Here is a 20,082-nt window from a genome sequence, read left to right as displayed (position 1 = left end):
GAAGGGCCGGCCCCGCATAAGATTGCCAGAGCGGGATGCGGGGCTTCGACAGGCTCAGGGCGAACCGAAGAGAAACAAAACGGCCGCTGCGGTAACACCGCAACGGCCTTTTCGCCCTGAACAATCGGGCCGGGTCACAAAGGCCCGGCCCAACCGGTCATTTCGGCAGGGTCTGTGGCGTCGCCGCCGGATCGACCGGGATGACGTCGCCGGGCTTAACCGCCGCCGGGGTCGCGTTGGGCGACGCCTGGAAGGCGCTGTTGAACCCGGTTCCGAACTGCTCCTGGAACGCCGGACTCGGCGTCGGCGTGGGGGTTGGCGTCGGGGCGGTGTAGGACCCCGAGCAGCCAGCCAGGCCGAGCGCCAGGCCGGAGACCGACACGATGAGCGTGATTTTTCTCATGCTTCCATTCCTTTCGGAGACGGCGGTCACTGTCCAACCCGGTGCGCGGAGAGCGGCGTGCCGGGCAGCGGGGCGTTCAGATACGGGAAGGATCCCTGCACATCATTGGCGCTGATCGGCGCGCCATCAGTGTAAGGAACCTGACCGGTCGAAGCATCGGCTGGCTTGCACAGGCCGAGATCCGTCGGAGCCCCGTTCGCGCCGATCGGCACGGGGTAGCACAGCGCGCCCATTGCAACGCGCAGCGTGATATCGACCGTGTCATCGCCCGGACGACGACCGTTCGGGTAACCGGCCAGATCGCCCGCCGCGACGCCGAGATTGGCTTGCTTTGCCTGTGGCGTGACCGGTACGTTGGTGTTCAGGCGCATCATTTCCGACGCCGTGACCGTGCCGAGCTGGTTCAAATTCTTGAAGCCGGTGAGGAAGGTGGCGACAAGATCGGCACGCGGGAAGTTGGTCGGGGCGAGCGTCTTGAAGTTCGCCTTGGCCAATTGGTTTACCGGCGCGAGGAAGAGCTGGTTGAGCACTTCGGGATAGGTCGGGTTGGTGACATAGGTGGCGAACTGCGCGTCATCCTTGGGGTCCGACGCGTTGAACTTGTCCTTGTCGGGCAGGCCGATGACGAGTTCGTTCACGAGCGGGTTGGCGAGACGCGAGACCTGGGTATAGGCACCACCCGACAGCGTCGGTGCGGCATAGCTTGCCTTCGGATCGACCAAACGGGCCTGCGGCAGGCTTGCCGTCTGCCAAGCGCCAATCACGCCATTGCCGCCTTGTGCCGTCAGGCAGCTGATCGGGACTTCCATCGCGATGCTGGTGACGTTCTTCTTGCCGACCAGTTCGTCATTCGCGCGGTTCTGGGTGATGCCGAGCGGGAAACCGCCCTTGTCGCCAGCGCCCGGTGCCGAATCGCCCTCGATCGGCACGAAGTTGACCATATCGAACACGCCGCCAAGATTGACCGCGAAGGCTTCGGCGCGTTGCCCGACGAACACGCGACCTGGCATGCCGCAACCGGGGATATTCACGTTATAGATGAATTGCTTAGCGTAGCTGTTATAGTCCGGAAACGTCTTCACGCCGGTGTTGTCGAGCGGCTTGGTGAAGGTCGTGCCGCCACCGGCGGCATTGGTGATCGCGGCGCGCGTGCCGGTGTGGCGATCGCCGGTGATCAGCGTGACGGTGTAGGATTCGATTTCGGCGGTGTTCGGGTCAGTGACCTTGGTCACCGGGCCGCTCTGGCGCAGCGCGGTCGCCACGTTGGTGCCGCCGATGTTGAGCATCAGGCCGCCATTTTGCAGCGTGTTGCTGAACTTGAACTGATAGGTCAGATGCTCCTTGGCATCGCCAACGTTATCGATGTGAATTTCATAGACGGCATCGGGGTCCATTGTGAAATAGTTGGGGCCGCCGCCCGGATCCTGCAGCGGCTGATAGTTTGCGATCAGCGTGACATACTGGTCGCGACCGGGTTCGTAGCTGCGGAACATGTAGAGGTCGGTCGAATCGGTCTTCGGCGACTTGGTGATGCCGGGGGCTTCCCGGTGGCTGGAGGCAAAGCTGGCGGCGGCATCGGTCACCAGGACCGTGGTCGCCAACATGAGCCCGACGAATGTACGTGTGCGTGGTTTCACTGCTATCTCCGGGGATATGGATCGATCCCCGATTGGGACCGCACCTTCGTTACGCAGCCGCGCAAAATCCGGATCACCCCGCCGAAAATATTGTGCCAAAAATTATGGGCTGGTCGTCAGATCGCCCCAGCGCCACTGGCCCGATCCGATCACGATCGTGGTGGTTTTGCCGCTGCTGCCGCTGCTCACGAACAGAAAGTGCGGGCCGATGTTCACGGCGGCGCGACAGTCCGGCTTGGCGGCCAGCACTTCGCGCAGCACGATCGCGCGCAACATCACCGCGCCGGGATCGGTCTCCGCGATGATCCAGCGACCGTCCCACAGCAGCAACGCGCCCGCGATCGCAGTCGATCTTGCCGGGATGCGTTCTAGCGCGCGTTGCGCCAGCGGGTTGGCTTGGAGGTCGCGCACGAGATCCTGCGCCAGGCTACAGGGCGCTTCCGCCCCGTGCTGCCCCGATAGCGGCTCGAACGCGGCGAGGCTCGCTTCATCCGCTTCGTGACTCTCGAGGAGATCAGGATCGATCGCGGCAGGCCCGGCCGCCTGAGGTGCGGGCTTTGCCAGTTTCGGTTTGGGTATTGGGAGTGGTGTCGCCTTTGCCGCGCGTTGGGCAGGACGGGTGGACGCGACCGCCTGAAGATTAAAGACCGAGAGCGGTGCCGAGATGCCGTTCGCGCCATGGGATTGAGAGCCGTGTACCGGGACCCCGAAGGAAAACCCCCAAAATGCCAGGATCAGTTCAAGCGCGGCAACACATAGCGACAGGCCGATCGCCGCGAGGCGACGGCGCAGGAGCGGCGGCTCAGGCCACGACACGGTTGATCGCCACATGCCCGTCGCGTCACTTTGCTGAACCGAATGAGACCATGATGCGTTTACGAAGCGATCGATCAAATGGATGCGCCGTTGGCAGGTGGAACCGCGATCCCCGAGCTTCGGCACGGAGGCGCGCCGGATTGTGGATCATGCGCCATCGCTATGGTAGCGCATCGCAATTGGGAAATGCTGCGTAAGAGCTGAGGAATAGTGGGTGAAGGGCACCGGTTCGATATGACGATGGTTGAAGACGCAGAGCCCGAAAGCGGCCGATCGGATCCATCGGCATCGGTCGATTCGGATGGCGATGCGCGCTGGCAGCAAATCGAGGCGCGTATTGCCGCCTTGGTGGCGGCGCGCCCGCGCTTGACGATTACCAAGGACTCGGCCGTGTGGCTGAGCATTGGCCCCAAGGTGCTGAAGCGCCAGCTCTATGTCGATGCCAATGCGGGTTGGGAATCCTATTATCTGAAGCTGGAACCCGGTGCCGAGGTGCCACCGCATCCGCACACCTCCGTAGAAGAGTGTCTGGTCCTGTCGGGCGAAATCGAGGTTGATGGCGACATCGCGCGCGAGGGCGATTTGCATATCGCCTTTACCGGGCATGATCACGGTACGCTGACCAGTCGCGACGGTGCGCTCCTCTACATTCGTGGCCCGCTGGCCCCGCTTGACGAAGACACGCCCGGCGACCCGTTCGACCTGTAATCTGCGGGGTTACGCGAACCGGCCCCACCCGCCCCGCATCCTTTCGGATGGCCCGCCCGTATTGGGGATGTCGGTGCCTTCAAGCAGCCCGACACGATTTTGGGACGGGTGGGGGTATCATGTCGAGTGCACTAGAAACGGCGGAACAAACCGCTGCGATCGACAGGTTCGACCTTGCCCTCTCGCGCTTGCTCAGCGCCACCGCCGCCGGTGACACCCGCGCCTTTCGCGCGCTTTATGAGGCGATCAACCGCCGCCTGTTCAACATTGCGCTGCGCATCGTCGGCCAGACCGTGATCGCGGAAGACGTGACGCAGGACACCTTCGTGCGCGTCTGGTCGCAGGCCAAGCAGTTCGATCCTTCCAAAGGCCCGGCGATGGCGTGGATCTCGCGCATCGCGCGCAATGCCGCGATCGACCATGTCCGCCGCAACCGCACACAGTTGGAGGACATTGCCGACCATGTCGATCACATCGCCTCGCTGGCCGACCCGGTGATCGAGCGGCTCGACATGTTCAGCGGCTTTTCGAAACTGGCCGACAAGCAACGCGAGGTTCTGACGCTCGCCTTGGTCTATGGCTATACGCATGAGGAACTGGCTACGGTGCTTTGCGTCCCCGTCGGCACCGCCAAAGCGAGAATGCGGCGCGGGGTCCAGCAATTGCGGGTGTTTTTCGATCAGGCGGTGGCGCTGCCCTCCTGACGCCAAGCCACACTCACTCCATATGATCAGGCTTGTAGCCCGGCGTCGGTGTCAGCATCAGCACCATCTCCATAACCCCGATCGCCAGCAGCCAGCTTGCCGCGACTTTCAGCGCAATCCCGCGCCCGCTCAGCACCAGCCAGCGCGCCGGCACGCACAGCAGCACAAGCGGGAGCGCGACCAGCAGGTTTGCCGCGCCCCCGCCGACGCGCGCCACCAGACAGGCCCACACGCCTGCGTTAAGGCCCAGCGCCACTGCGGTGGCGCGGTTCATGCCGTGCGGCAGATGGACGCAAGCCGCCAGCACGACGGTGCTGACCCAGCACCCCAGGAAAATCACATCCGCATGATCGGGCGTGATCGGCGGCAGCAAGGCGGCGGCGCATCCGAACAACAAGGCCGCGACAGCGCCCCCCCAGATGCGGGTCGGCACAAACCCCAGCGCCAGCGCCAGCGCGACGCACAGCATCGCCGAGGGAAGCAAACCGTCGCGCATCACAGCAAAACCTTGGCCAGAAAGTACAGCCCAGTCACGCCGATCCCCGTGCCCAGCCCTTTGACGAACAGCGCGCCGCGCGGCGTATCGTTCACTGTCCCGATCGCGATACCGGCGATATGCAGCAGCCCGGTGCTGAGCACGAAGCCCGCGCTATAGCCGATCGGATCGGCAGCGGACGGCAATTCGCGGCCATGCGCATAGCCGTGGAACAGCGCGAACACGCCCACCATCACGCACGCCAGCCACACCGGCGGGCGCAGGCCGAACGCAATCGCCACGCCCAGCATCAGCACCGACAGCGCGATGCCGAGTTCGACCGGCGGCACCGGCGCACCGACCATGCCAAGGATCGCCCCGCCCGCCATCATCGCAGGGAAGATCACCGGCAACGCCACCAGCAACGGTCGCCCCAGGATCGCGCCCCACAAACCGACCGACACCATCGCCAGCAAGTGATCCATTCCGCTGAGCGGATGGAGCATCCCCGAAACGAACCCCCCGGCGAGGCCGGTGCCGGTATGCGCGCTGGCGGGCGCGGCGAGCACACTCGCCAGGGTGAGCGCGCAGGCCAGTGGCACAAGCGGCGACCCCCACCTCGGCGCGCGCGGATTGTTTGCCCGTCCCTGCACCGAAATCCGCTCCTGCTCCGTAAAGCCAGCATCGCTTGGGAGATTTCGAGACCGTGTCATTTGCAAACCTTGTCGCCCGGGAATGTGCCAGGCTTACGGGCCAGTGCGCCAAATCGATGCCTTCGCGCCGGATAAAACCGCGCCGCGGCACCATGTGGCGCTTAAGCGCAGTGGCGGTTTTGGCGCTGCCTGGCCTGGCGCTGGCGCATGATTTCTGGATCCAGCCCAACGCCTTCTGGATCGCGCCCGGCGGCACCACCAGCATGTCGATCCTGGTCGGTCATGGCAGCTATCGTTCGAAATCGCTGATCGAGGCGAACCGCATCACCCGGTTCGACCGCTATGGCCCCGACGGGCACAGCGATCGGCGACCCGAGTTGAAGCTGGGGTCCGCCACGACCGACACCACGCTCCATTTCGCGCAGCCGGGCGAGTATATGTACGCACTAGCGACCAACGCCACCGCGAGCGAGCTCCCCGGCATCCGCTTCACCGATTATCTGAAAGTGGAGGGGCTCACCCCTGCACTTGCGCTGCGCCAACGCACCGGCATGACCGATTCTCCCGGACGCGAGCTCTATTCACGCCGCGCGAAGGCGTTGATCCAGGTCGGCAACGCCCCCGCAACCGACGTGGCGACCCGGCGCATCGGCCTCAGCCTGGAACTCGTGCTGGAGCGTGATCCCTACACCTTGCCGCCAGGTGCCGATTTGCCGGTGCGCGTGTTCTTCGAGGGCAAGCCGCTGGTGGGCGGCACGGTCAAGCTCAACAATCTCGATTTCGACGAACGCCCGCTCGCCACGCATGTGAGCGACGCCACCGGGCGCGCTTTATTTCGCGTGCCGCGCATCGGAAACTGGCAGCTCAACGTAATCTGGACAAAGCCGATCAAGGGCAATCCCAAAGCGGATTTCGAAACGACGTTTTCGAGCCTGACCTTCGGCTATCCCCGGCCCCCAATGTCGCGCCGCGCGCCGTAAGGCGGCGGCTGGCATCCGGGCGCTGTCAACCGCGGTCGGCGATGCAATCGCCCCGCATCGAAGGATCGCGAGATGATGGCGCGGATCGGCGTGTGGAGCATAAGAGCGGCGGCAACGACCGTGCTTGGCCTCGCTGTGCCCGTAGCGGCGCAAGTGATCGAAATCGGCAACGACGGGCAGACCAACGTCTATACCGGGCCGACGCAATTCACCGCCGAGGGCAGCCGCGCCATCGTGCCGCCAGCTCCGGTGCGAGAGCGCCGCGTCGCCATCAACCCGACCGCGCAAGCCGCCGCGCGCGCCGGGCTGGCAACCGGGGTCAGCCCCGCGTTGATCGAAGCCGTGGCGTGGCAGGAATCGCGCTTTCGTGCGGGCGTGGTGTCGCGCGCGGGTGCGATTGGCGAGATGCAGTTGATGCCCGCCACCGCCCGCGCACTGGGGGTTGATCCGTATGATTCGGAACAGAATTATCAGGGCGGCGCGCTGTATCTCGCGCGGTTGATGCGGCGCTATCGCGGCGATCTCGTGCTCAGCCTCGCCGCTTATAATGCCGGTCCCGGCGCGGTCGATCGCTGGCGCGGCGTGCCGCCGTATCGCGAAACGCGCGAGTATGTCGGGGCGGTGCTCGGGCGGCTCGGCAGCACGGTCGAGGGCGTCGCCCCCAAGTTCAAGCAGAGGAATGATCGATGATATCGCTTCGGCGTACTCCTATTCTTGCGCGGTCCGCAGCGGCGGGCCTTGGCCTGCTGTGGAACACGATGGCGCACGCCCAATCGGCCTCGCTCGATCCGTCGGGGTCGGGCGTGATCGTCTCGGCGGTCGATTGGGTGCAGGGCACCCTGCTCGGCGCGGTGGCGACCTCGCTGGCGGTGATCGCGGTCGGCGCGACCGGGCTGGGGATGCTCACCGGCCGCATCGACTGGCGGCGCGGCGCAACCGTCATCCTTGGCTGTTTCATCGTGTTCGGGGCCGCCGCGATCGTCGCCGGGATCAAATCCGCCGCGACCGGGCCGGGGCTGTGAACACGCCGCTCGCCCGCGATCCGGTGTTCGGCGCGCTGACCCGCCCGCAAATGTTCGCGGGCGTCACCTACAGCTTCTTCGTGCTCAACGCCGTCATCACGATGGAGGCGTTTCTCCTCACCAAATCGTTTCTGGTGCTGCTGCTGTCGCTCGTCATCCATCTGGGCGGATATCTCGCGTGCCTGCGCGAGCCGCGCTTCTTCGATTTGTGGATGACCAAGCTCGCGCAATGTCCGCGCGGGCGCAACCACGCCTATTGGCGCTGCAACTCTTACTGTCCCTGAGCGATGCTGGCGCGCACTTCCCCAGCCGAACAGGCCCCGAGCTTCGCGCGTGAACGCTCGGCGGGCACATATTTGCCGTATGCCCGCGCGCTCGACGATGCGACGATCGAGCTGCGCGATGGGCGGATGATGCAAGTCATCCGGCTGACCGGCTTTCCGTTCGAAACGGCGGATTCGGAGGAGCTGAATTACCGCAAGACGCTGCGCGACACGATGCTGCGCGGCATCGCCGATGCGCGCTTTGCGCTCTATCATCATGTCGTCCGCCGCGAAGTGCAGCCGCTGTTCGAAGGAACCTTTGCCGATCCCTTCAGCCAGTCGCTCGACGCCGCGTGGCGTACCAAGCTGTCCAGCCGCAAACTCTACGTCAACGACCTGTTCCTCACGCTGGTGCGGCGTCCGCTGCCGGGGCGGATCGGGGTGCTGCAGAATCTGTTCCGCGGGAGCGGGCGCGCGGAAAGCAACGCGCGACGGATGCGCGATCTGGTCGCGCTCAACGCCGCACGCGACATTCTGCTCGCCTCGCTCGAACCCTATGGCGCGCGCTTGCTCACCAGCTATGCCGGGCCCGCCGGACGCTGTTCGGAGCCGCTCGAATTTCTCGCATTGCTCTATGGCGGGGATTTGCGCCGGGTGATGGAGCCGGGCGGCGATTTCGGCCAGTATCTGCCCGATCGCCGGATCAGCTTCGGGGCCGACGCCCTCGAACTCGCGGCCACTGGCGATGCGCCGCGTCGCTTCGCCGCGATGGTGTCGATCAAGGATTATCCGGCGCAAACCGTGCCCGGCATGTTCGACGATTTGCTGCGGCTTCCCGCCGAAATGGTGCTGAGCGAGAGCTTCGCCTTTGTCGATCGCCAGGCAACGCTTGATCGCATGAACCTCGCTTTGCGCCGGATGAAGGCCGCCGATGATGAGGCGCTGAGCCAGCGTTACGAGCTGGCATCGGCCAAGGACGATGTCGCGGCGGGCCGATCGGGCTTTGGCGAGCATCACCTGACCGTGATGGTCAAGGCCGACACGCTCGACGCGCTCAATTTCGCCGCCGCCGATGTGCAGACCGCCTTTAGCGAACTGGGCGTGATCGCGGTGCGCGAGGACGTCAATCTCGAAGCGGCGTACTGGGCGCAGTTCCCCGGCAATTTCAAATTCATCGCGCGGCGCGCCTTGGTGTCGAGCGGCAATTTCGCCAGCCTGGCCAGCGGCCATTGCTTCCCGTCCGGCTCGGCGCAGGGCAACCATTGGGGGCCGGCGATCACGGTGTTGGAGACGACATCGGCTGGGCCCTATTATTTCAATTTCCACAAGGGCGATCTCGGCAATTTCACCGTGATTGGCCCATCGGGCGCGGGCAAGACCGTGGTGATGGGCTTCCTGCTCGCCCAGGCGCAAAAGCTGTCGCCGCGCACGATCTATTTCGACAAGGATCGCGGCGCGGAAATCTTCCTGCGCGCGATTGGTGGGCGTTATGATCTGCTGCGCCCCGGCCAGCCGACCCGGCTCAACCCGCTGCTGCTGGAGGACGAGCCCGCCAACCGGCGCTTTCTGTGCGACTGGGTGGCGAAGCTCGTATCGGGCACTGGCCCCGCGCTCGACGCGGAGGACCTGGCGCGCATCGCCGATGCGGTCGACGCCAATTTCAGCCAGCCGCGCGCGCTCCGGCGGCTGCGCTATTTCGTCGAGCTGTTCCGCGGGCGCGGACGCCCGACCACGCTCGATCTCGCCGCGCGCCTGGCGGCGTGGTGCGGCAAGGGCGATTATGCGTGGCTGTTCGACAATGAGGAAGACGCGCTCGATCTCGACGTGGCGACGCTCGGCTTCGACATGACACAAATCCTCGATGATCCTGCCGCGCGCACGCCGGTGATGATGTATCTGTTCCACCGTGTCGAACAGCGGCTGGACGGCACGCCGAGCATCATCGTGATCGATGAAGGCTGGAAGGCGCTCGACGATCCCGCGTTCGTGCTGCGCATCAAGGATTGGGAAAAGACGATCCGCAAACGCAACGGCATCGTCGGCTTCTGCACCCAAAGCGCGTCGGACGCGCTGGCCAGCCAGATTTCCAGCGCGATCATCGAACAGGCCGCGACGCAAATCTTCATGGTCAACCCAAAGGCGCAGGCGGTCGATTATTGCGACGGCTTTGGCTTGACCGCGCATGAATTCGACCTGATCCGCACGCTGCCCGACACGGCGCGCTGTTTCCTGATAAAACATGGCAAGGACAGCGTGATCGCGCGGCTCAATCTGGGCGGCATGCCCGATTTGCTGACGATCCTGTCGGGCCGCGAAAGCAGCGTGCGCCGCCTCGATGCGATCCGCGCCGAGGTCGGCGACGATCCGGCGCAGTGGCTGCCACGGCTGCTGGCCTGACCGCCATGTCGAACGCCTGCCCCGCCGCCCCGCCCGATGTCCATCTGGTCCATGCGCTGCTGCGCGGGACCGATTGTCAGGTGCGTGCGCTGGTCCACACCGGCTATGACGGGCTGTTCCAGAGCGGGGGCAGCTTCGCGGGCGTCCTCACCACGCTGATGACGCTCTATGTCGCGCTGATCGGCTATCAATTGATGCTGGGCCGGGGCGGCTTGCGCATTGGCGACGTGACGTTGTCGGTGGTGAAGCTCGCCGCGATCCTGTCCTTTGCCACGCAATGGGATACCTATCAGGCGATCGTGGTGCGCGTGCTGTTCGACGGCACTGCGCAGATCGCGACCGCCATGCTGCACCTCGATTCGGCGACCGCAAGCGGCGGTGACATTTTCGACCGGCTGCAGCGCGCCTTCGACATCCTGAGCGCCGCGCCCACCCCGCCCGTGCCCGCCAAGCCGACGGGACCGCTCGCCGCCGTGCCACAGATCGCCGCACTGCAAGCGCTGCCGCTGCTCGGCGGCGGGGTGAAGGTGCTGGCGCTCAAGGCTGCGGCAGCGATGCTGCTATTCTTCAGCCTTGGCCTGTTGCTCGCCGCCAAAGTGGTGCTGGGGGTGTTGCTGGCGATCGGCCCGATTTTCATCGCGCTGTTGCTGTTCGATGTGACGCGCGGGCTGTTCGAGGGGTGGCTGCGCGCGACACTCACCTTTGCCTATGCCCCGATGACGACGATCTTTCTGCTGGCGGTGATGCTGGAGATACTCGAGCCGTCGCTGGCGGCGATGGCCGAGCAGCGCGCGACCGGGGCGGTACACGCCGACACCGCCTATAGCGTGCTGTTGCTGGTGCTGGTGTTCGCGGCGGTGGCGACGGGTTTGCTGATCGCCGCGGCGACCGTGTTTCGCGGCTTTCGCCTGCCCGAACGCAAGGCCGCCACCGCCACGCCTCCCCCGCTTCGCACACCGGCGTCGTCCACCCCCGCCGTGGAAGCGCTCGCCTCCCCCGCTGCGCGCACCAGTGCCGCCGTCGCCGCGCTGGCCCGGCGCGAGGATCGGCTGGTCCGCGCCGAAGGCGGCGAGACCAGCATTCGTATCCTCGGCAGCACCGGGGCCAGCGCCGCCGCCAGCCGCGATCCTTGGACTCCACCACGCGACCAAACCCGCCTTGGCGACGGCGCGCGACGCATCACCCCCACCCGCACCGTTTCCGGCACCGCCTCGAGAAGGCCCGATTGACCATGCACCAAGCCACCCCCGAACCCGCGTTCAAGCGGATCCTGCAGCAGCGCCCGGATAGCTGGGGCGACGATCTGATCGCGCGCGCGGAGGCGGCGCGGCGGCGGGCGCTGATGCTGGCGGGCGTCGCGGCGCTGATCGCGGTGCTGGAGGCGGTTGCGCTGGCCGCGCTCGCCCCGCTCAAGACCGTGGTGCCCTATACGATCCTGGTCGATCGCCAGAGCGGCTATGCCGAGACGATCAAAGGCCTTGCCCCCGGAGCGCTCACGCAGGACAACGCCATCGCCCAAGCCGCGATCGTCCAATATGTCATCGCCCGCGAGACCTTCGACGCAAGCGACCTGCGCGCCAATTACGAAAAGACCGCCTTGTGGTCCGATGGCCCGACGCGCGCCGCCTATCGCCACCTGTTCCAGAAGGGCAATCCCGACAGCCCGCTCACCCGCTATCCCGCGACCACCGTCGTCTCAACCACGGTGAAGAGCGTAACGATGCCGCGCGCGGGCAGCGCGACGGTGCGCTTCGACACGATCCGCCACGATCAGGGCGCGGCCGGCGGCGAACGGCGGAGCTGGACGGCGGTGATCGACTATCGCTTTTCGGGCGCGCCGATGCGGATGGAGGATCGCTTCGTCAATCCGCTCGGCTTTCAGGTGACGCATTATCGCCGCGACGCCGAGGACACCGCCCCCACGCCGGTCCAGTTCGACAGCGCGCTCGGGGTGCCCACGCGATGAAGTGCAATACCGCCCCCTGGCTGATCGCGCTGGCGGTGACGTGGACGGCATGCGTCGCAGCGACGACCGCGCCCGACCGCCCCGCCTGGGTCGATCCGCACATCCGCAACATCGCTTACGATCCCGATCATCTGGTCACGCTGCACGGGCAGCTCGGTTTCCAGGTCATGATCGAGTTCGCGCCCGATGAGCATATCGAAAACGTCTCGATCGGCGATGCGCTGGCCTGGCAAGTGGTGCCCAACAAGCGCGCCAACATCCTGTTCCTGAAGCCGCTCGACGCCAACATTTTGACCAACATGTCGGTGGTGACCGACCAGCGCCGCTATATCTTCGATCTCGACGCCAGCCGCGGCAAGACCGCGCATGGCGGCGCACGCACCTATGTCGTGCGCTTCGTCTATCCCGCCGCCCCCGTCGAAGTCGCCGCCGCACCGGCCGCGCCGCCGCCACCGGTGCGCAGCAACACGCGCTACCGCTATACCGGCGCGCGGTCGCTGCTGCCGACCCTGGTGTTCGACGACGGCCATTTCACCTATTTCAAATGGGCCGAACAGACCCCCACCCCGGCCCTCTTCGCCGTGACCGGCAAGGGCGAGGAAAGCCTGGTCAATTATGGCGTGCGCCAGGGCTATACCATCGTCGAACAGATCGCGCCGCGCTTCCTGCTGCGCAACGGCAGTGAGACGACCACGCTGATCAACGAAGGCTGGCGCGAGCCCGACCCCGGCCCCGACGCGCCGCCGCCATTCGACGCCAAAACCGCAAAAGCCGCCAAATCCGCCGAGCGAGCCAAGCCATGACCGATCCGCTTTCCCCCAGCGCCGCTGGCCCACCCCGGCCCGCCGTTGCCTCCGCGCGCCCGCAGCGGGGTGGCTGGCTGATTGGTGCCGGGGCGATTTCGCTTGGGCTGCTGTGTTTCACCTTGCTGTACGCCGCGCGGGCACCCGTCAGCGATGGCATCGTCACGCGCAGTGGCCGCCCTGCCGACTTGGTCGCCCCACTCGCCCCGCCTGCGGAGATCGCGGCGGTCGAGGCGGCGGCGCATGGCGTCGTACCGATGCCGACGGCTACGCCCACTTCCGTGCCCATCGCCACACCGCTGCCGCCGGTGGCGGTTGCCCCCCCCGGCTTTATCGGCCCATCGGCGGCAGCGCTGAACGAGGCGCAGCGGCTGAAAGCGCCCGCGCTGATCGTCGATCTCTCGGTCGCGCCTCCCGCCCCCGCCACCGAACCAGGCAAAGCCGGTGCCACCGATGCCGCCAAAGCCGCAGACGGCAAGAACGGCGGTGCTGCGCGCCTGGACGGCGACGAACAATTTGCCGAGCGCGTCTCGTCCGCCGAGCCCGAGCGCGCGCGCGCCTCGCAACTGCACAATCTGGCAACGGTGGTGCCGCAAGGCGCAATCATACCCGCGGTATTGGAAACCGCGCTCAATTCGGATTTGCCCGGTTTCGCGCGCGCGGTGGTCAGCCGCGACGTGCGCAGTTTCGATGGCAGCGCGGTGATGATCCCGCGCGGCAGTCGGCTGGTTGGCCAGTATAAAAGCGCAGTCGCGCAGGGGCAGTCGCGCGCCTTCGTGATCTGGACGCGAGTGATCCGGCCCGACGGGGCCTCGATCCAGATCGGCTCGCCCGCCGCCGATACGCTAGGCCGCGCCGGGCTGGCGGGCAGCGTCAACCGCCATTTCTTTCAGCGCTTCACCAATTCGGTGCTGCTGTCGGTGGTCAATGCCGCAGTGGCAGCGGTGTCGCGCGGATCGAACACGCAAATCCTGATCGGGTCGAGCCAGGAGGCAACCGGCCTCGCTGCCGCGCTGCTGCCGACCCAGACCATCCCGCCGACGATCAAGGTCGCGCAAGGCACACCGGTGCGCGTGTTCGTGGCGCGCGATCTTGATTTCACCGCAGTCGGCGGGGCGGCGGAATGAACGCGCTGTCGCCGCCCGGCACCTATCTCGACGCCTATCTGCGCCCGCTTGCGCCGTGGCTGGAGCGCGGTGATGTCACCGACATCTATATCAACGCACCCGGCGGAATCTGGGTCGAGACGCTCGACGGCCAAAGCACGCGCCACCCCGCGCCCGATTTGACCGAATCCAATCTGTGGCGCCTCGCCACCCAGATCGCCGCGATCACGCATCAAGGCATCAGCCGGGAGCATCCCTTGGTGTCGGCGACGCTGCCCGGCGGCGCGCGCGTGCAGATCGTCGCCCCACCCGCGACGCGCGGCGCTCTGGTCATGGCGATCCGTCGGCAAGTGGTACGGGCGCTATCCCTCGCCGATTACGAGGCGAGCGATGCCTTCGCCGCCACCGCGATTGGCGATACCCAGCACGAAAGCGCCGAGGACATCGCCTTGGCGGCGTTGCTGGAGGCGCGACAGATCGGTGACTTCCTCCGCCAGGCAGTGCGGGCGCGCAAGAACATCCTGATTTCGGGCGGCACCTCGACCGGCAAGACCACTTTCCTCAACGCGCTATTGAAAGCGGTGCCCGAGCGCGAACGGCTGGTGCTGATCGAGGACACGCCCGAAGTGGAGATGACCCACCCCAACAGCATTGGCCTGATCGCGGTGCGCGGCGGACAGGGCGAAGCACAGGTCGAGGCGGAGGATTTGCTCAAGGCCTCGCTCCGCTTGCGCCCCGACCGCATCATCCTGGGCGAATTGCGCGGCAGCGAAGCCTTCAGCTTCCTGCGCGCGGTCAATTCGGGGCATCCCGGTTCGATCACCACCGTCCACGCCGACAGCCCCGCCGCCGCAATCGACCAGATCGCGCTGATGGTGATGCAAGCGGGCACCAGCCTCGGTCGCGGCGAGATCGTCCGCTATGTCGAAAGCGTGATCGATGTGTCGGTGCAATTGGTGCGCGGCGAAGGCGGGCGGCGAGTCGGGCGGATCGTGTTGCGGCGATAAGGTCCGCCGCACTCGGTTCGCAGTGCGAGGCGACGGTGGCTAGGTCGGCCGATAGCCGGCGGTGCGCGCGCGGCTGACCAGCAATTTGTCGATTCGCCGCCCGTCGAGATCGACCACTTCGAACTTCCAGCCCTGTTCGATGAAGCTTTCGCCTTCGCCCGGCAAATGGCGGAACACCGCGAGCGCAAGCCCCGCGACGGTCGCATAATCCCGGTCCTCGGGCAAATCGATGCCGAGCCGTTCGGCCAGCATGTCGACCGCCATTTGCCCGGCAACCAGCAGCGAGCCATCGTCGCGCGTCACCACCGAGGGCGCATCATCCGGATCGGTATCTGACGCGAATTCGCCCGCGATCGCGGCGAGCAAGTCCGCCGGGGTGACGATGCCTTCGAAATGGCCATATTCGTCGTGGATCAGCGCCATCGGCACTTCGGCCTGGCGCAGCGCGTCAAGCGCATCCATCGCGTCGATCTGGTCGAGCACGATCGGTGCCTGCCGCATCAGCGCGCGCAGATCGAGCGGCTCGCCCTTGAACAAAGCGACGGCAATGTCGCGCGCCTGCACCACGCCGATCACGGTATCGACCGAACCTTCGGTTACCGGCAGCCGACTGTGCGAGGCGGCGACCAATGCCGCGCGCAGCCCGGCGTCGTCGAGCGTCGCGTCGATCCATTCAATGTCGGTGCGCGGCGTCATCACCTCGCGCACCGGCCGATCCGCCAGCCGCACCACGCCCGAGATGATCGAACGCTCATGCTCCTCGATCACACCCGACTTGCTCGCCTCGGCGACGATCAGATGCAGTTCCTCGGCGGTGACATGCTCTTCGCTCTCGCGCTTCAGGCCCATCAGCCGGAACAGCAGCCCGGAGGACGAATCGAGCAGCCACACCACGGGCGCGGTGCTCCATGCCAGCGCCAGCACCGGCCCCGCCATCGCGGCCGCCAGCGGTTCAGGCGCGCGCAGCGCGATTTGCTTGGGCACCAGCTCGCCAATGACCAGCGAAGCATAGGCCGTAATGCCGATGACGATCACAAAGCCGATGCTTTCGGTGGTCGCCGCGCTCAACCCTAGAAAATGCAGCCGCGCCGCAACCGGGCCGCCGAGACTCGCGCCCGAATAGGCACCCGCCAGAATCCCGATCAAGGTGATGCCGATCTGCGTCGTCGACAGGATCTTGCCCGGATCCGCCGCCAGCGTCAGCGCGGTGCGCGCACCCCGATAGCCAGTGCGCGCCATCGCCTCCAGCCGCGCCTTGCGGGCCGAGACGATCGCCAGTTCGGACATGGCGAAAACGCCATTCAACACGATCAACGCGAAGATGATCGCGACGTCGATCCAGGGAAAGGGGGGGAGCGGTGCCATGGCGCAGCCCCTCCTTTGCGCGAATCGCGCCATTTCACAACCGCGCGAGGGCTATCGCCTTGCCGTTATTTGGCGAAGGCGGACGAAATCAGCGAAGTCGGCTAAAAAAATCGCGCAGCAGCGCGTTCGCCTCGCCGTCACCGATTCCCGGAAACACCTCGGGCCGATGGTGAATCGTCGGCTGGGAAAACAGGCGCGGTCCATACTCCACCGCCCCACCCTTCGGGTCGCTCGCTCCATAATAAAGGCGCGCGATTCGGGCATGGGCGATGGCACCTGCACACATCGCGCACGGCTCCAGCGTCACCCACACATCACAATCGCTCAATCGATCCGACCCGATCGCCGCAGCCGCCGCGCGAATCGCCAGCATTTCGGCATGGGCGGTCGGATCATGCAGCGCGCGCGGCGCATTGGCAGCGGTCGCGATGATGCGCCCGTCGAGCACCACCACTGCGCCGACCGGAACCTCCCCCGCCGCCGCCGCATCGGCAGCAGCGGCCAGCGCGGCACGCATTGGGGGGGGAAGCGGAAACATCGTTCTGCCATGCCGTGTTGCCGCCGAATCGGCAACTTGCGGCAAGGGGCGGTCGGTTATTGCGTCGTAACGGCGTTACCGTCAGCGCTGACCGGCTTATTGACCTTTAGCGTCGGTACCGAAATCGTCTTGGTGGTGGTGCCGACCGTCGGCACTTCGATCGTCTTGTTTTCGGTGCCGAGTTCGACCGTTGCCATATTGGCGCTGACTTCGGGTGCCTTGCCGCCGTTCACGCTGAGCGTGGGCAGCGAGCCCGCCTTGGTATCGATCTTGAGCATTCCGAGCGAGACGAGCGCAACGACGACAAGCGCGGCAAGGCCGACTAAAGCTAAAAGAAAGCGCATGGATCTTCTCCCGTGTTCGCAACATCGAATCGTTACCGTAACCAAACCGGCGTCCGGCCTTATGGTTGCATCGCGACATCGAATCGCCTCGGACGGTTGACCGACCGCACTGCATTCGGTATGCGCCCCGCCTTCACGAGCCTCTTCATGGGCTCACGGACATTCAGGAATTTACGATGTCGCGGATCTGCGAACTGACCGGCAAGGGCCGGATGGTGGGTAACAACGTTTCCCACGCGAACAACAAGACCAAGCGCACGTTCTTGCCGAACCTGCAGAACGTCACGCTGATCTCCGACGCGCTCGGCACCAGCGTCAAGCTGCGTGTCTCGGCGCACGGCCTGCGTTCGGTCGAGCATGTCGGCGGCCTCGACAACTGGCTGGTCAAGACGACCGACGACAAGCTGTCGCTGCGCGCCCGTCGCCTGAAGCGCGATGTCGCCAAGAAGCTGACCGCCGCGCCGCAGGCCGCCGCGTAAGACCCCTCTCAGCTCCGGTTGCGCTTCGGCGCGACCGGATCGAGCCTGAACTTCAGCAACAGGCTGCGCTGTAGCGACAATTGGTTATCGTCCGAGACGAGCCAGATGATCGTTGCAGCGCCTTCGCGCGTCACCGCCACGCCTTCGAAATTGTCGTGGATGAGCGGGGCGGCCAGCGTCGCGATATCGCGCCCGCGCACCGTCGCCCCCGGCCTGACCTGCGCTGGATCGACCACGGTCAGCACATTGGAAAAGCGTGCCCCGGCAAAGCGACGGTTGAGAATCAACCAGCGCCCGTCGGGCAGCACCGTCATGTCGCTGGGATCGTAGCCGCGCGGGGGCAGATAATTGAAGCGATAGCCCCAACGCGGCCGCTGCACCGGATCGCCGAGGAACACGATGCCACCACGCCCGCTTGCCTTGGGCCAGGGCTTGGTTTCGGCAATCGTGACCATCCCTCCTGTCGGAAGCAGCGTCATCGCCTCTGGCCCCTCATTCTCAGGCCATTTCGACATAACCGGCGGAGCCCCATGCGCTTCCGCTCGGCGGAACCGCGAATCGTAACGCCAGAACTCGTTGTAACTCTCGAAACCGACCCAGATCGCGCCCGTCTTGCGGTCGATACTCATCGATTCGCTGTCGCGGTCGCGCTTGAACCATCCCGTGCCGGGGCCAGCGGGCAGTTCTGCGAAGCTCGGGTCACGGACCTTCCAATCCGAGCCCATCGTGAAGCGCACAATGTCACTGCTGTCGCTCAGCAAGGTGAAGCGGTCGCCCGCGACACTGAGCGAGGAGAAGCCCCCGAATTGCGGATCGCGGCTGCGCAACTGCACACCGCCCAGCCACACCAGATCCCCCACGCGGGTGAGGTCGGGTCGGGCCGGATCAAGCATCACCGGCACGGCGCGAAAATGCGGATCGGTGCCGAGCCTCACGCGACGCCCTGGCACCGTCGAATCCGGCACGAACAGCAGGGCAAACAAAACCGACCATAAAATGCGCATCCCCCGCCCCTGCGGGAGCCAGCAGCGACACGCAACCGCGATTCGTCGGGCACTGGCGACGATGAACGGCGGCTAACAGCGCCATTCAGGCTGACCTCAGCCCGACTCGGCCATAACCGGATCATCGGAAACACCAACCGGGAGACGCATCATGTTCAAGAAACTCACGCTCGCAGCCACCGCGATGGTCATGACCGCTTCCGGTCTGGCCGCGACCCCTGCCGCCGCCCAGCGCTATGATGGCGGCCAAGGCTATGCTTACGATCAGGCGTATCGCGACGGCTACAATCGCGATGACGGATATCGCGGGTACCGGGATGATCGGCGCGGCTATCGCGACGACGGCTATTATCAGGACCGCCGCTATTACAGCCGCGCGCGCAACCGCTGCAATAACGACCGCGGGACCATTATCGGCGCGATCGCGGGTGGCTTGCTCGGCAATGTGATCGCAGGTGGCGGCGACCGCACGCTCGGCACCGTCCTGGGTGCAGGCGGCGGTGCCCTGGCCGGTCGTGCGATCCAGAAGGACGGTCAGCCGGGCTATTGCCGCTAACCGCTACGCTTTTCAGAGATCCCCCGCGTTGCGGAACAGGGGGCGGAGGTCGGCTTCCCTAGAGGTCGGCCTCCTTTATGTCCGGGCGCGATGCGCCGGGCGATCAATACATATGTTGCCCGCCATTAATGCTGAGCGTCGAGCCGGTGACGAACCCGCCCTCGTCCGAACACAGGAAGGCAACGCCGCGTGCGATTTCGCTCGCTTGCCCCAACCGACCGACCGGGATCTTGGCAACGATCTTCTCCAGCACGTCCGCCGGGACGGCGGCGACCATGTCGGTATCGATATAGCCGGGCGCGATCGCGTTGACCGTTACGCCCGCCCGCGCGCCCTCTTGCGCCAGCGCCTTGGTGAAGCCGTGAATGCCCGATTTGGCGGCGGCGTAATTGACTTGGCCATATTGCCCGGCCTGGCCATTGATCGACCCGATATTGACGATGCGCCCCCATTTGCGGTCGCGCATGCCCGGGAACACCGCCTTGGCCATGTTGAAGCAACCGCCCAAATTGGTGTCGATCACCTCTTTCCACGCCTGGTAGCTGAGCTTCATGATCGTGCCGTCGCGCGTGATGCCGGCATTGTTGACCAGCACGTCGACCGGCCCCAGCGCCTCGACCACTTTCGCCGTGCCTTCCTGGCAGGCATCGTAATCCGCCACATCCCATTTGAAGGCGGCGATGCCGGTGCGTTCGGTGAAGTCGCGCGCACGATCATCATTGCCGGCATAGGTCGCCGCGACCGTCATGCCATGATCCTTCAGCGCGAGGCTGATTGCCTCCCCAATCCCGCGAGTGCCGCCGGTTACGATCGCGACGCGTGCCATTAAACTCTCCTCCCAGGATCTATCGCCTAG

Annotated in this window: 24 protein-coding genes; 14 read left to right on the top strand and 10 right to left on the bottom strand. The window is 65.7% G+C overall.

All coding sequences use genetic code 11. The annotated features are described in order from the left end of the window. Window positions 1-157 precede the first annotated feature (157 nt). From H4W01_RS01500 to H4W01_RS01490, 3 genes are all read right to left on the bottom strand, one after another. Window positions 158-403 carry a hypothetical protein gene (locus H4W01_RS01500; protein WP_209609601.1) on the bottom strand — a complete coding sequence of 82 codons (246 nt, stop codon included), beginning with the start codon at window positions 401-403 and terminating at the stop codon, window positions 158-160. A gap of 26 nt (window positions 404-429) precedes the next feature. Beyond that, entirely contained in the window at window positions 430-2,040 is a 1,611-nt protein-coding gene (locus H4W01_RS01495; RefSeq protein WP_334685108.1) for a DUF4331 domain-containing protein, read from the bottom strand. 102 nt (window positions 2,041-2,142) lie between these two features. Further along, window positions 2,143-2,871, bottom strand: a complete 729-nt coding sequence (locus tag H4W01_RS01490) for a hypothetical protein (protein ID WP_209609600.1) — start codon at window positions 2,869-2,871, stop codon at window positions 2,143-2,145. A gap of 225 nt (window positions 2,872-3,096) precedes the next feature. On the opposite strand from H4W01_RS01490, the gene H4W01_RS01485 reads away from it, so the two are divergent. Beyond that, window positions 3,097-3,564, top strand: coding sequence for a cupin domain-containing protein (locus H4W01_RS01485; RefSeq protein ID WP_209609599.1), 468 nt, complete (start codon window positions 3,097-3,099; stop codon window positions 3,562-3,564). Between the two features lie 119 nt (window positions 3,565-3,683). Continuing rightward, entirely contained in the window at window positions 3,684-4,268 is a 585-nt protein-coding gene (locus H4W01_RS01480; RefSeq protein ID WP_209609598.1) for an RNA polymerase sigma factor, read from the top strand. 13 nt (window positions 4,269-4,281) lie between these two features. On the opposite strand, the gene H4W01_RS01475 is transcribed toward H4W01_RS01480, so the two are convergent. Together H4W01_RS01475 and H4W01_RS01470 are read right to left on the bottom strand one after the other, a co-directional pair. Then, window positions 4,282-4,764: a hypothetical protein gene (locus H4W01_RS01475; protein WP_209609597.1), complete on the bottom strand. Its 483-nt coding sequence runs from the start codon at window positions 4,762-4,764 to the stop codon at window positions 4,282-4,284. After that, window positions 4,764-5,345, bottom strand: coding sequence for a HupE/UreJ family protein (locus H4W01_RS01470; protein WP_209609596.1), 582 nt, complete (start codon window positions 5,343-5,345; stop codon window positions 4,764-4,766). Before H4W01_RS01470 ends, H4W01_RS01475 begins: the two co-directional genes overlap by 1 nt. A 203-nt stretch (window positions 5,346-5,548) precedes the next feature. Here H4W01_RS01470 and H4W01_RS01465 point away from each other — a divergent pair, with 203 nt between their 5' ends. From H4W01_RS01465 to virB11, 10 genes are all read left to right on the top strand, one after another. Next, on the top strand, window positions 5,549-6,376 hold the full coding sequence (locus tag H4W01_RS01465; protein WP_209609595.1) for a DUF4198 domain-containing protein: 828 nt from the start codon (window positions 5,549-5,551) through the stop codon (window positions 6,374-6,376). 72 nt (window positions 6,377-6,448) lie between these two features. After that, window positions 6,449-7,066: a lytic transglycosylase domain-containing protein gene (locus H4W01_RS01460; RefSeq protein ID WP_209609594.1), complete on the top strand. Its 618-nt coding sequence runs from the start codon at window positions 6,449-6,451 to the stop codon at window positions 7,064-7,066. Next, entirely contained in the window at window positions 7,063-7,398 is a 336-nt protein-coding gene (locus tag H4W01_RS01455; protein ID WP_209609593.1) for a TrbC/VirB2 family protein, read from the top strand. The genes H4W01_RS01460 and H4W01_RS01455 overlap by 4 nt, the downstream gene beginning before the upstream one ends. Beyond that, window positions 7,395-7,682: a type IV secretion system protein VirB3 gene (locus H4W01_RS01450; RefSeq protein ID WP_209609592.1), complete on the top strand. Its 288-nt coding sequence runs from the start codon at window positions 7,395-7,397 to the stop codon at window positions 7,680-7,682. The genes H4W01_RS01455 and H4W01_RS01450 overlap by 4 nt, the downstream gene beginning before the upstream one ends. A gap of 3 nt (window positions 7,683-7,685) precedes the next feature. Next, window positions 7,686-10,058: a VirB4 family type IV secretion/conjugal transfer ATPase gene (locus tag H4W01_RS01445; RefSeq protein ID WP_209609591.1), complete on the top strand. Its 2,373-nt coding sequence runs from the start codon at window positions 7,686-7,688 to the stop codon at window positions 10,056-10,058. Beyond that, window positions 10,034-11,287, top strand: coding sequence for a type IV secretion system protein (locus H4W01_RS01440; protein WP_209609590.1), 1,254 nt, complete (start codon window positions 10,034-10,036; stop codon window positions 11,285-11,287). Before H4W01_RS01445 ends, H4W01_RS01440 begins: the two co-directional genes overlap by 25 nt. Before the next feature lie 2 nt (window positions 11,288-11,289). Next, a complete protein-coding gene (locus H4W01_RS01435; protein ID WP_334685408.1) occupies window positions 11,290-12,024 on the top strand; it encodes a virB8 family protein in 735 nt (244 codons plus the stop codon). Then, window positions 12,021-12,827, top strand: coding sequence for a TrbG/VirB9 family P-type conjugative transfer protein (locus tag H4W01_RS01430; RefSeq protein WP_209609588.1), 807 nt, complete (start codon window positions 12,021-12,023; stop codon window positions 12,825-12,827). Before H4W01_RS01435 ends, H4W01_RS01430 begins: the two co-directional genes overlap by 4 nt. Continuing rightward, window positions 12,824-13,954 (top strand): TrbI/VirB10 family protein, encoded by a 1,131-nt coding sequence (locus H4W01_RS01425; protein ID WP_209609587.1) that lies wholly within the window; start codon window positions 12,824-12,826, stop codon window positions 13,952-13,954. Before H4W01_RS01430 ends, H4W01_RS01425 begins: the two co-directional genes overlap by 4 nt. Then, window positions 13,951-14,940: a P-type DNA transfer ATPase VirB11 gene (virB11, locus tag H4W01_RS01420; protein ID WP_209609586.1), complete on the top strand. Its 990-nt coding sequence runs from the start codon at window positions 13,951-13,953 to the stop codon at window positions 14,938-14,940. Before H4W01_RS01425 ends, virB11 begins: the two co-directional genes overlap by 4 nt. Before the next feature lie 39 nt (window positions 14,941-14,979). Here virB11 and H4W01_RS01415 read toward each other — a convergent pair whose 3' ends face one another. From H4W01_RS01415 to H4W01_RS01405, 3 genes are all read right to left on the bottom strand, one after another. Then, complete coding sequence (locus tag H4W01_RS01415) at window positions 14,980-16,305, bottom strand: hemolysin family protein (RefSeq protein ID WP_209609585.1); 1,326 nt, start codon at window positions 16,303-16,305, stop codon at window positions 14,980-14,982. Between the two features lie 88 nt (window positions 16,306-16,393). Continuing rightward, complete coding sequence (locus H4W01_RS01410) at window positions 16,394-16,822, bottom strand: nucleoside deaminase (RefSeq protein ID WP_209613200.1); 429 nt, start codon at window positions 16,820-16,822, stop codon at window positions 16,394-16,396. Window positions 16,823-16,899: 77 nt separating this feature from the next. Next, complete coding sequence (locus tag H4W01_RS01405; RefSeq protein ID WP_010406664.1) at window positions 16,900-17,187, bottom strand: hypothetical protein; 288 nt, start codon at window positions 17,185-17,187, stop codon at window positions 16,900-16,902. Between the two features lie 176 nt (window positions 17,188-17,363). Between H4W01_RS01405 and rpmB the strand changes: the two genes are divergently transcribed. Further along, complete coding sequence (gene rpmB, locus H4W01_RS01400; protein WP_010406662.1) at window positions 17,364-17,666, top strand: 50S ribosomal protein L28; 303 nt, start codon at window positions 17,364-17,366, stop codon at window positions 17,664-17,666. 8 nt (window positions 17,667-17,674) lie between these two features. On the opposite strand, the gene H4W01_RS01395 is transcribed toward rpmB, so the two are convergent. Further along, window positions 17,675-18,670, bottom strand: a complete 996-nt coding sequence (locus tag H4W01_RS01395; RefSeq protein ID WP_209609584.1) for an esterase-like activity of phytase family protein — start codon at window positions 18,668-18,670, stop codon at window positions 17,675-17,677. Between the two features lie 151 nt (window positions 18,671-18,821). Here H4W01_RS01395 and H4W01_RS01390 point away from each other — a divergent pair, with 151 nt between their 5' ends. Next, complete coding sequence (locus H4W01_RS01390) at window positions 18,822-19,226, top strand: glycine zipper 2TM domain-containing protein (protein WP_010406658.1); 405 nt, start codon at window positions 18,822-18,824, stop codon at window positions 19,224-19,226. 103 nt (window positions 19,227-19,329) lie between these two features. Here H4W01_RS01390 and phbB read toward each other — a convergent pair whose 3' ends face one another. Continuing rightward, complete coding sequence (gene phbB / locus H4W01_RS01385; RefSeq protein WP_209609583.1) at window positions 19,330-20,052, bottom strand: acetoacetyl-CoA reductase; 723 nt, start codon at window positions 20,050-20,052, stop codon at window positions 19,330-19,332. Window positions 20,053-20,082 lie beyond the last annotated feature (30 nt).

Origin of the sequence: Sphingomonas sp. PL20 (assembly GCF_017875905.1) — a bacterium.
In the GTDB taxonomy this organism is placed as follows: domain Bacteria; phylum Pseudomonadota; class Alphaproteobacteria; order Sphingomonadales; family Sphingomonadaceae; genus Sphingomonas; species Sphingomonas echinoides.
This window is presented reverse-complemented; position numbering and strand designations above follow the sequence as displayed.

Coding starts and splice junctions, on each gene's coding strand:
- H4W01_RS01390 (WP_010406658.1), top strand. CDS start 18,822: ATGTTCAAGAAACTCACGCTCGCAGCCACCGCGATGGTCATGACCGCT.
- H4W01_RS01425 (WP_209609587.1), top strand. CDS start 12,824: ATGACCGATCCGCTTTCCCCCAGCGCCGCTGGCCCACCCCGGCCCGCC.
- H4W01_RS01455 (WP_209609593.1), top strand. CDS start 7,063: ATGATATCGCTTCGGCGTACTCCTATTCTTGCGCGGTCCGCAGCGGCG.
- H4W01_RS01465 (WP_209609595.1), top strand. CDS start 5,549: ATGTGGCGCTTAAGCGCAGTGGCGGTTTTGGCGCTGCCTGGCCTGGCG.
- H4W01_RS01445 (WP_209609591.1), top strand. CDS start 7,686: ATGCTGGCGCGCACTTCCCCAGCCGAACAGGCCCCGAGCTTCGCGCGT.
- H4W01_RS01480 (WP_209609598.1), top strand. CDS start 3,684: ATGTCGAGTGCACTAGAAACGGCGGAACAAACCGCTGCGATCGACAGG.
- H4W01_RS01435 (WP_334685408.1), top strand. CDS start 11,290: ATGCACCAAGCCACCCCCGAACCCGCGTTCAAGCGGATCCTGCAGCAG.
- H4W01_RS01410 (WP_209613200.1), bottom strand. CDS start 16,822: ATGCGTGCCGCGCTGGCCGCTGCTGCCGATGCGGCGGCGGCGGGGGAG.
- rpmB (WP_010406662.1), top strand. CDS start 17,364: ATGTCGCGGATCTGCGAACTGACCGGCAAGGGCCGGATGGTGGGTAAC.
- H4W01_RS01460 (WP_209609594.1), top strand. CDS start 6,449: ATGATGGCGCGGATCGGCGTGTGGAGCATAAGAGCGGCGGCAACGACC.
- H4W01_RS01405 (WP_010406664.1), bottom strand. CDS start 17,187: ATGCGCTTTCTTTTAGCTTTAGTCGGCCTTGCCGCGCTTGTCGTCGTT.
- H4W01_RS01500 (WP_209609601.1), bottom strand. CDS start 403: ATGAGAAAAATCACGCTCATCGTGTCGGTCTCCGGCCTGGCGCTCGGC.
- H4W01_RS01485 (WP_209609599.1), top strand. CDS start 3,097: ATGGTTGAAGACGCAGAGCCCGAAAGCGGCCGATCGGATCCATCGGCA.
- H4W01_RS01395 (WP_209609584.1), bottom strand. CDS start 18,670: ATGCGCATTTTATGGTCGGTTTTGTTTGCCCTGCTGTTCGTGCCGGAT.
- H4W01_RS01415 (WP_209609585.1), bottom strand. CDS start 16,305: ATGGCACCGCTCCCCCCCTTTCCCTGGATCGACGTCGCGATCATCTTC.
- H4W01_RS01430 (WP_209609588.1), top strand. CDS start 12,021: ATGAAGTGCAATACCGCCCCCTGGCTGATCGCGCTGGCGGTGACGTGG.
- H4W01_RS01475 (WP_209609597.1), bottom strand. CDS start 4,764: ATGCGCGACGGTTTGCTTCCCTCGGCGATGCTGTGCGTCGCGCTGGCG.
- H4W01_RS01490 (WP_209609600.1), bottom strand. CDS start 2,871: ATGTGGCGATCAACCGTGTCGTGGCCTGAGCCGCCGCTCCTGCGCCGT.
- virB11 (WP_209609586.1), top strand. CDS start 13,951: ATGAACGCGCTGTCGCCGCCCGGCACCTATCTCGACGCCTATCTGCGC.
- phbB (WP_209609583.1), bottom strand. CDS start 20,052: ATGGCACGCGTCGCGATCGTAACCGGCGGCACTCGCGGGATTGGGGAG.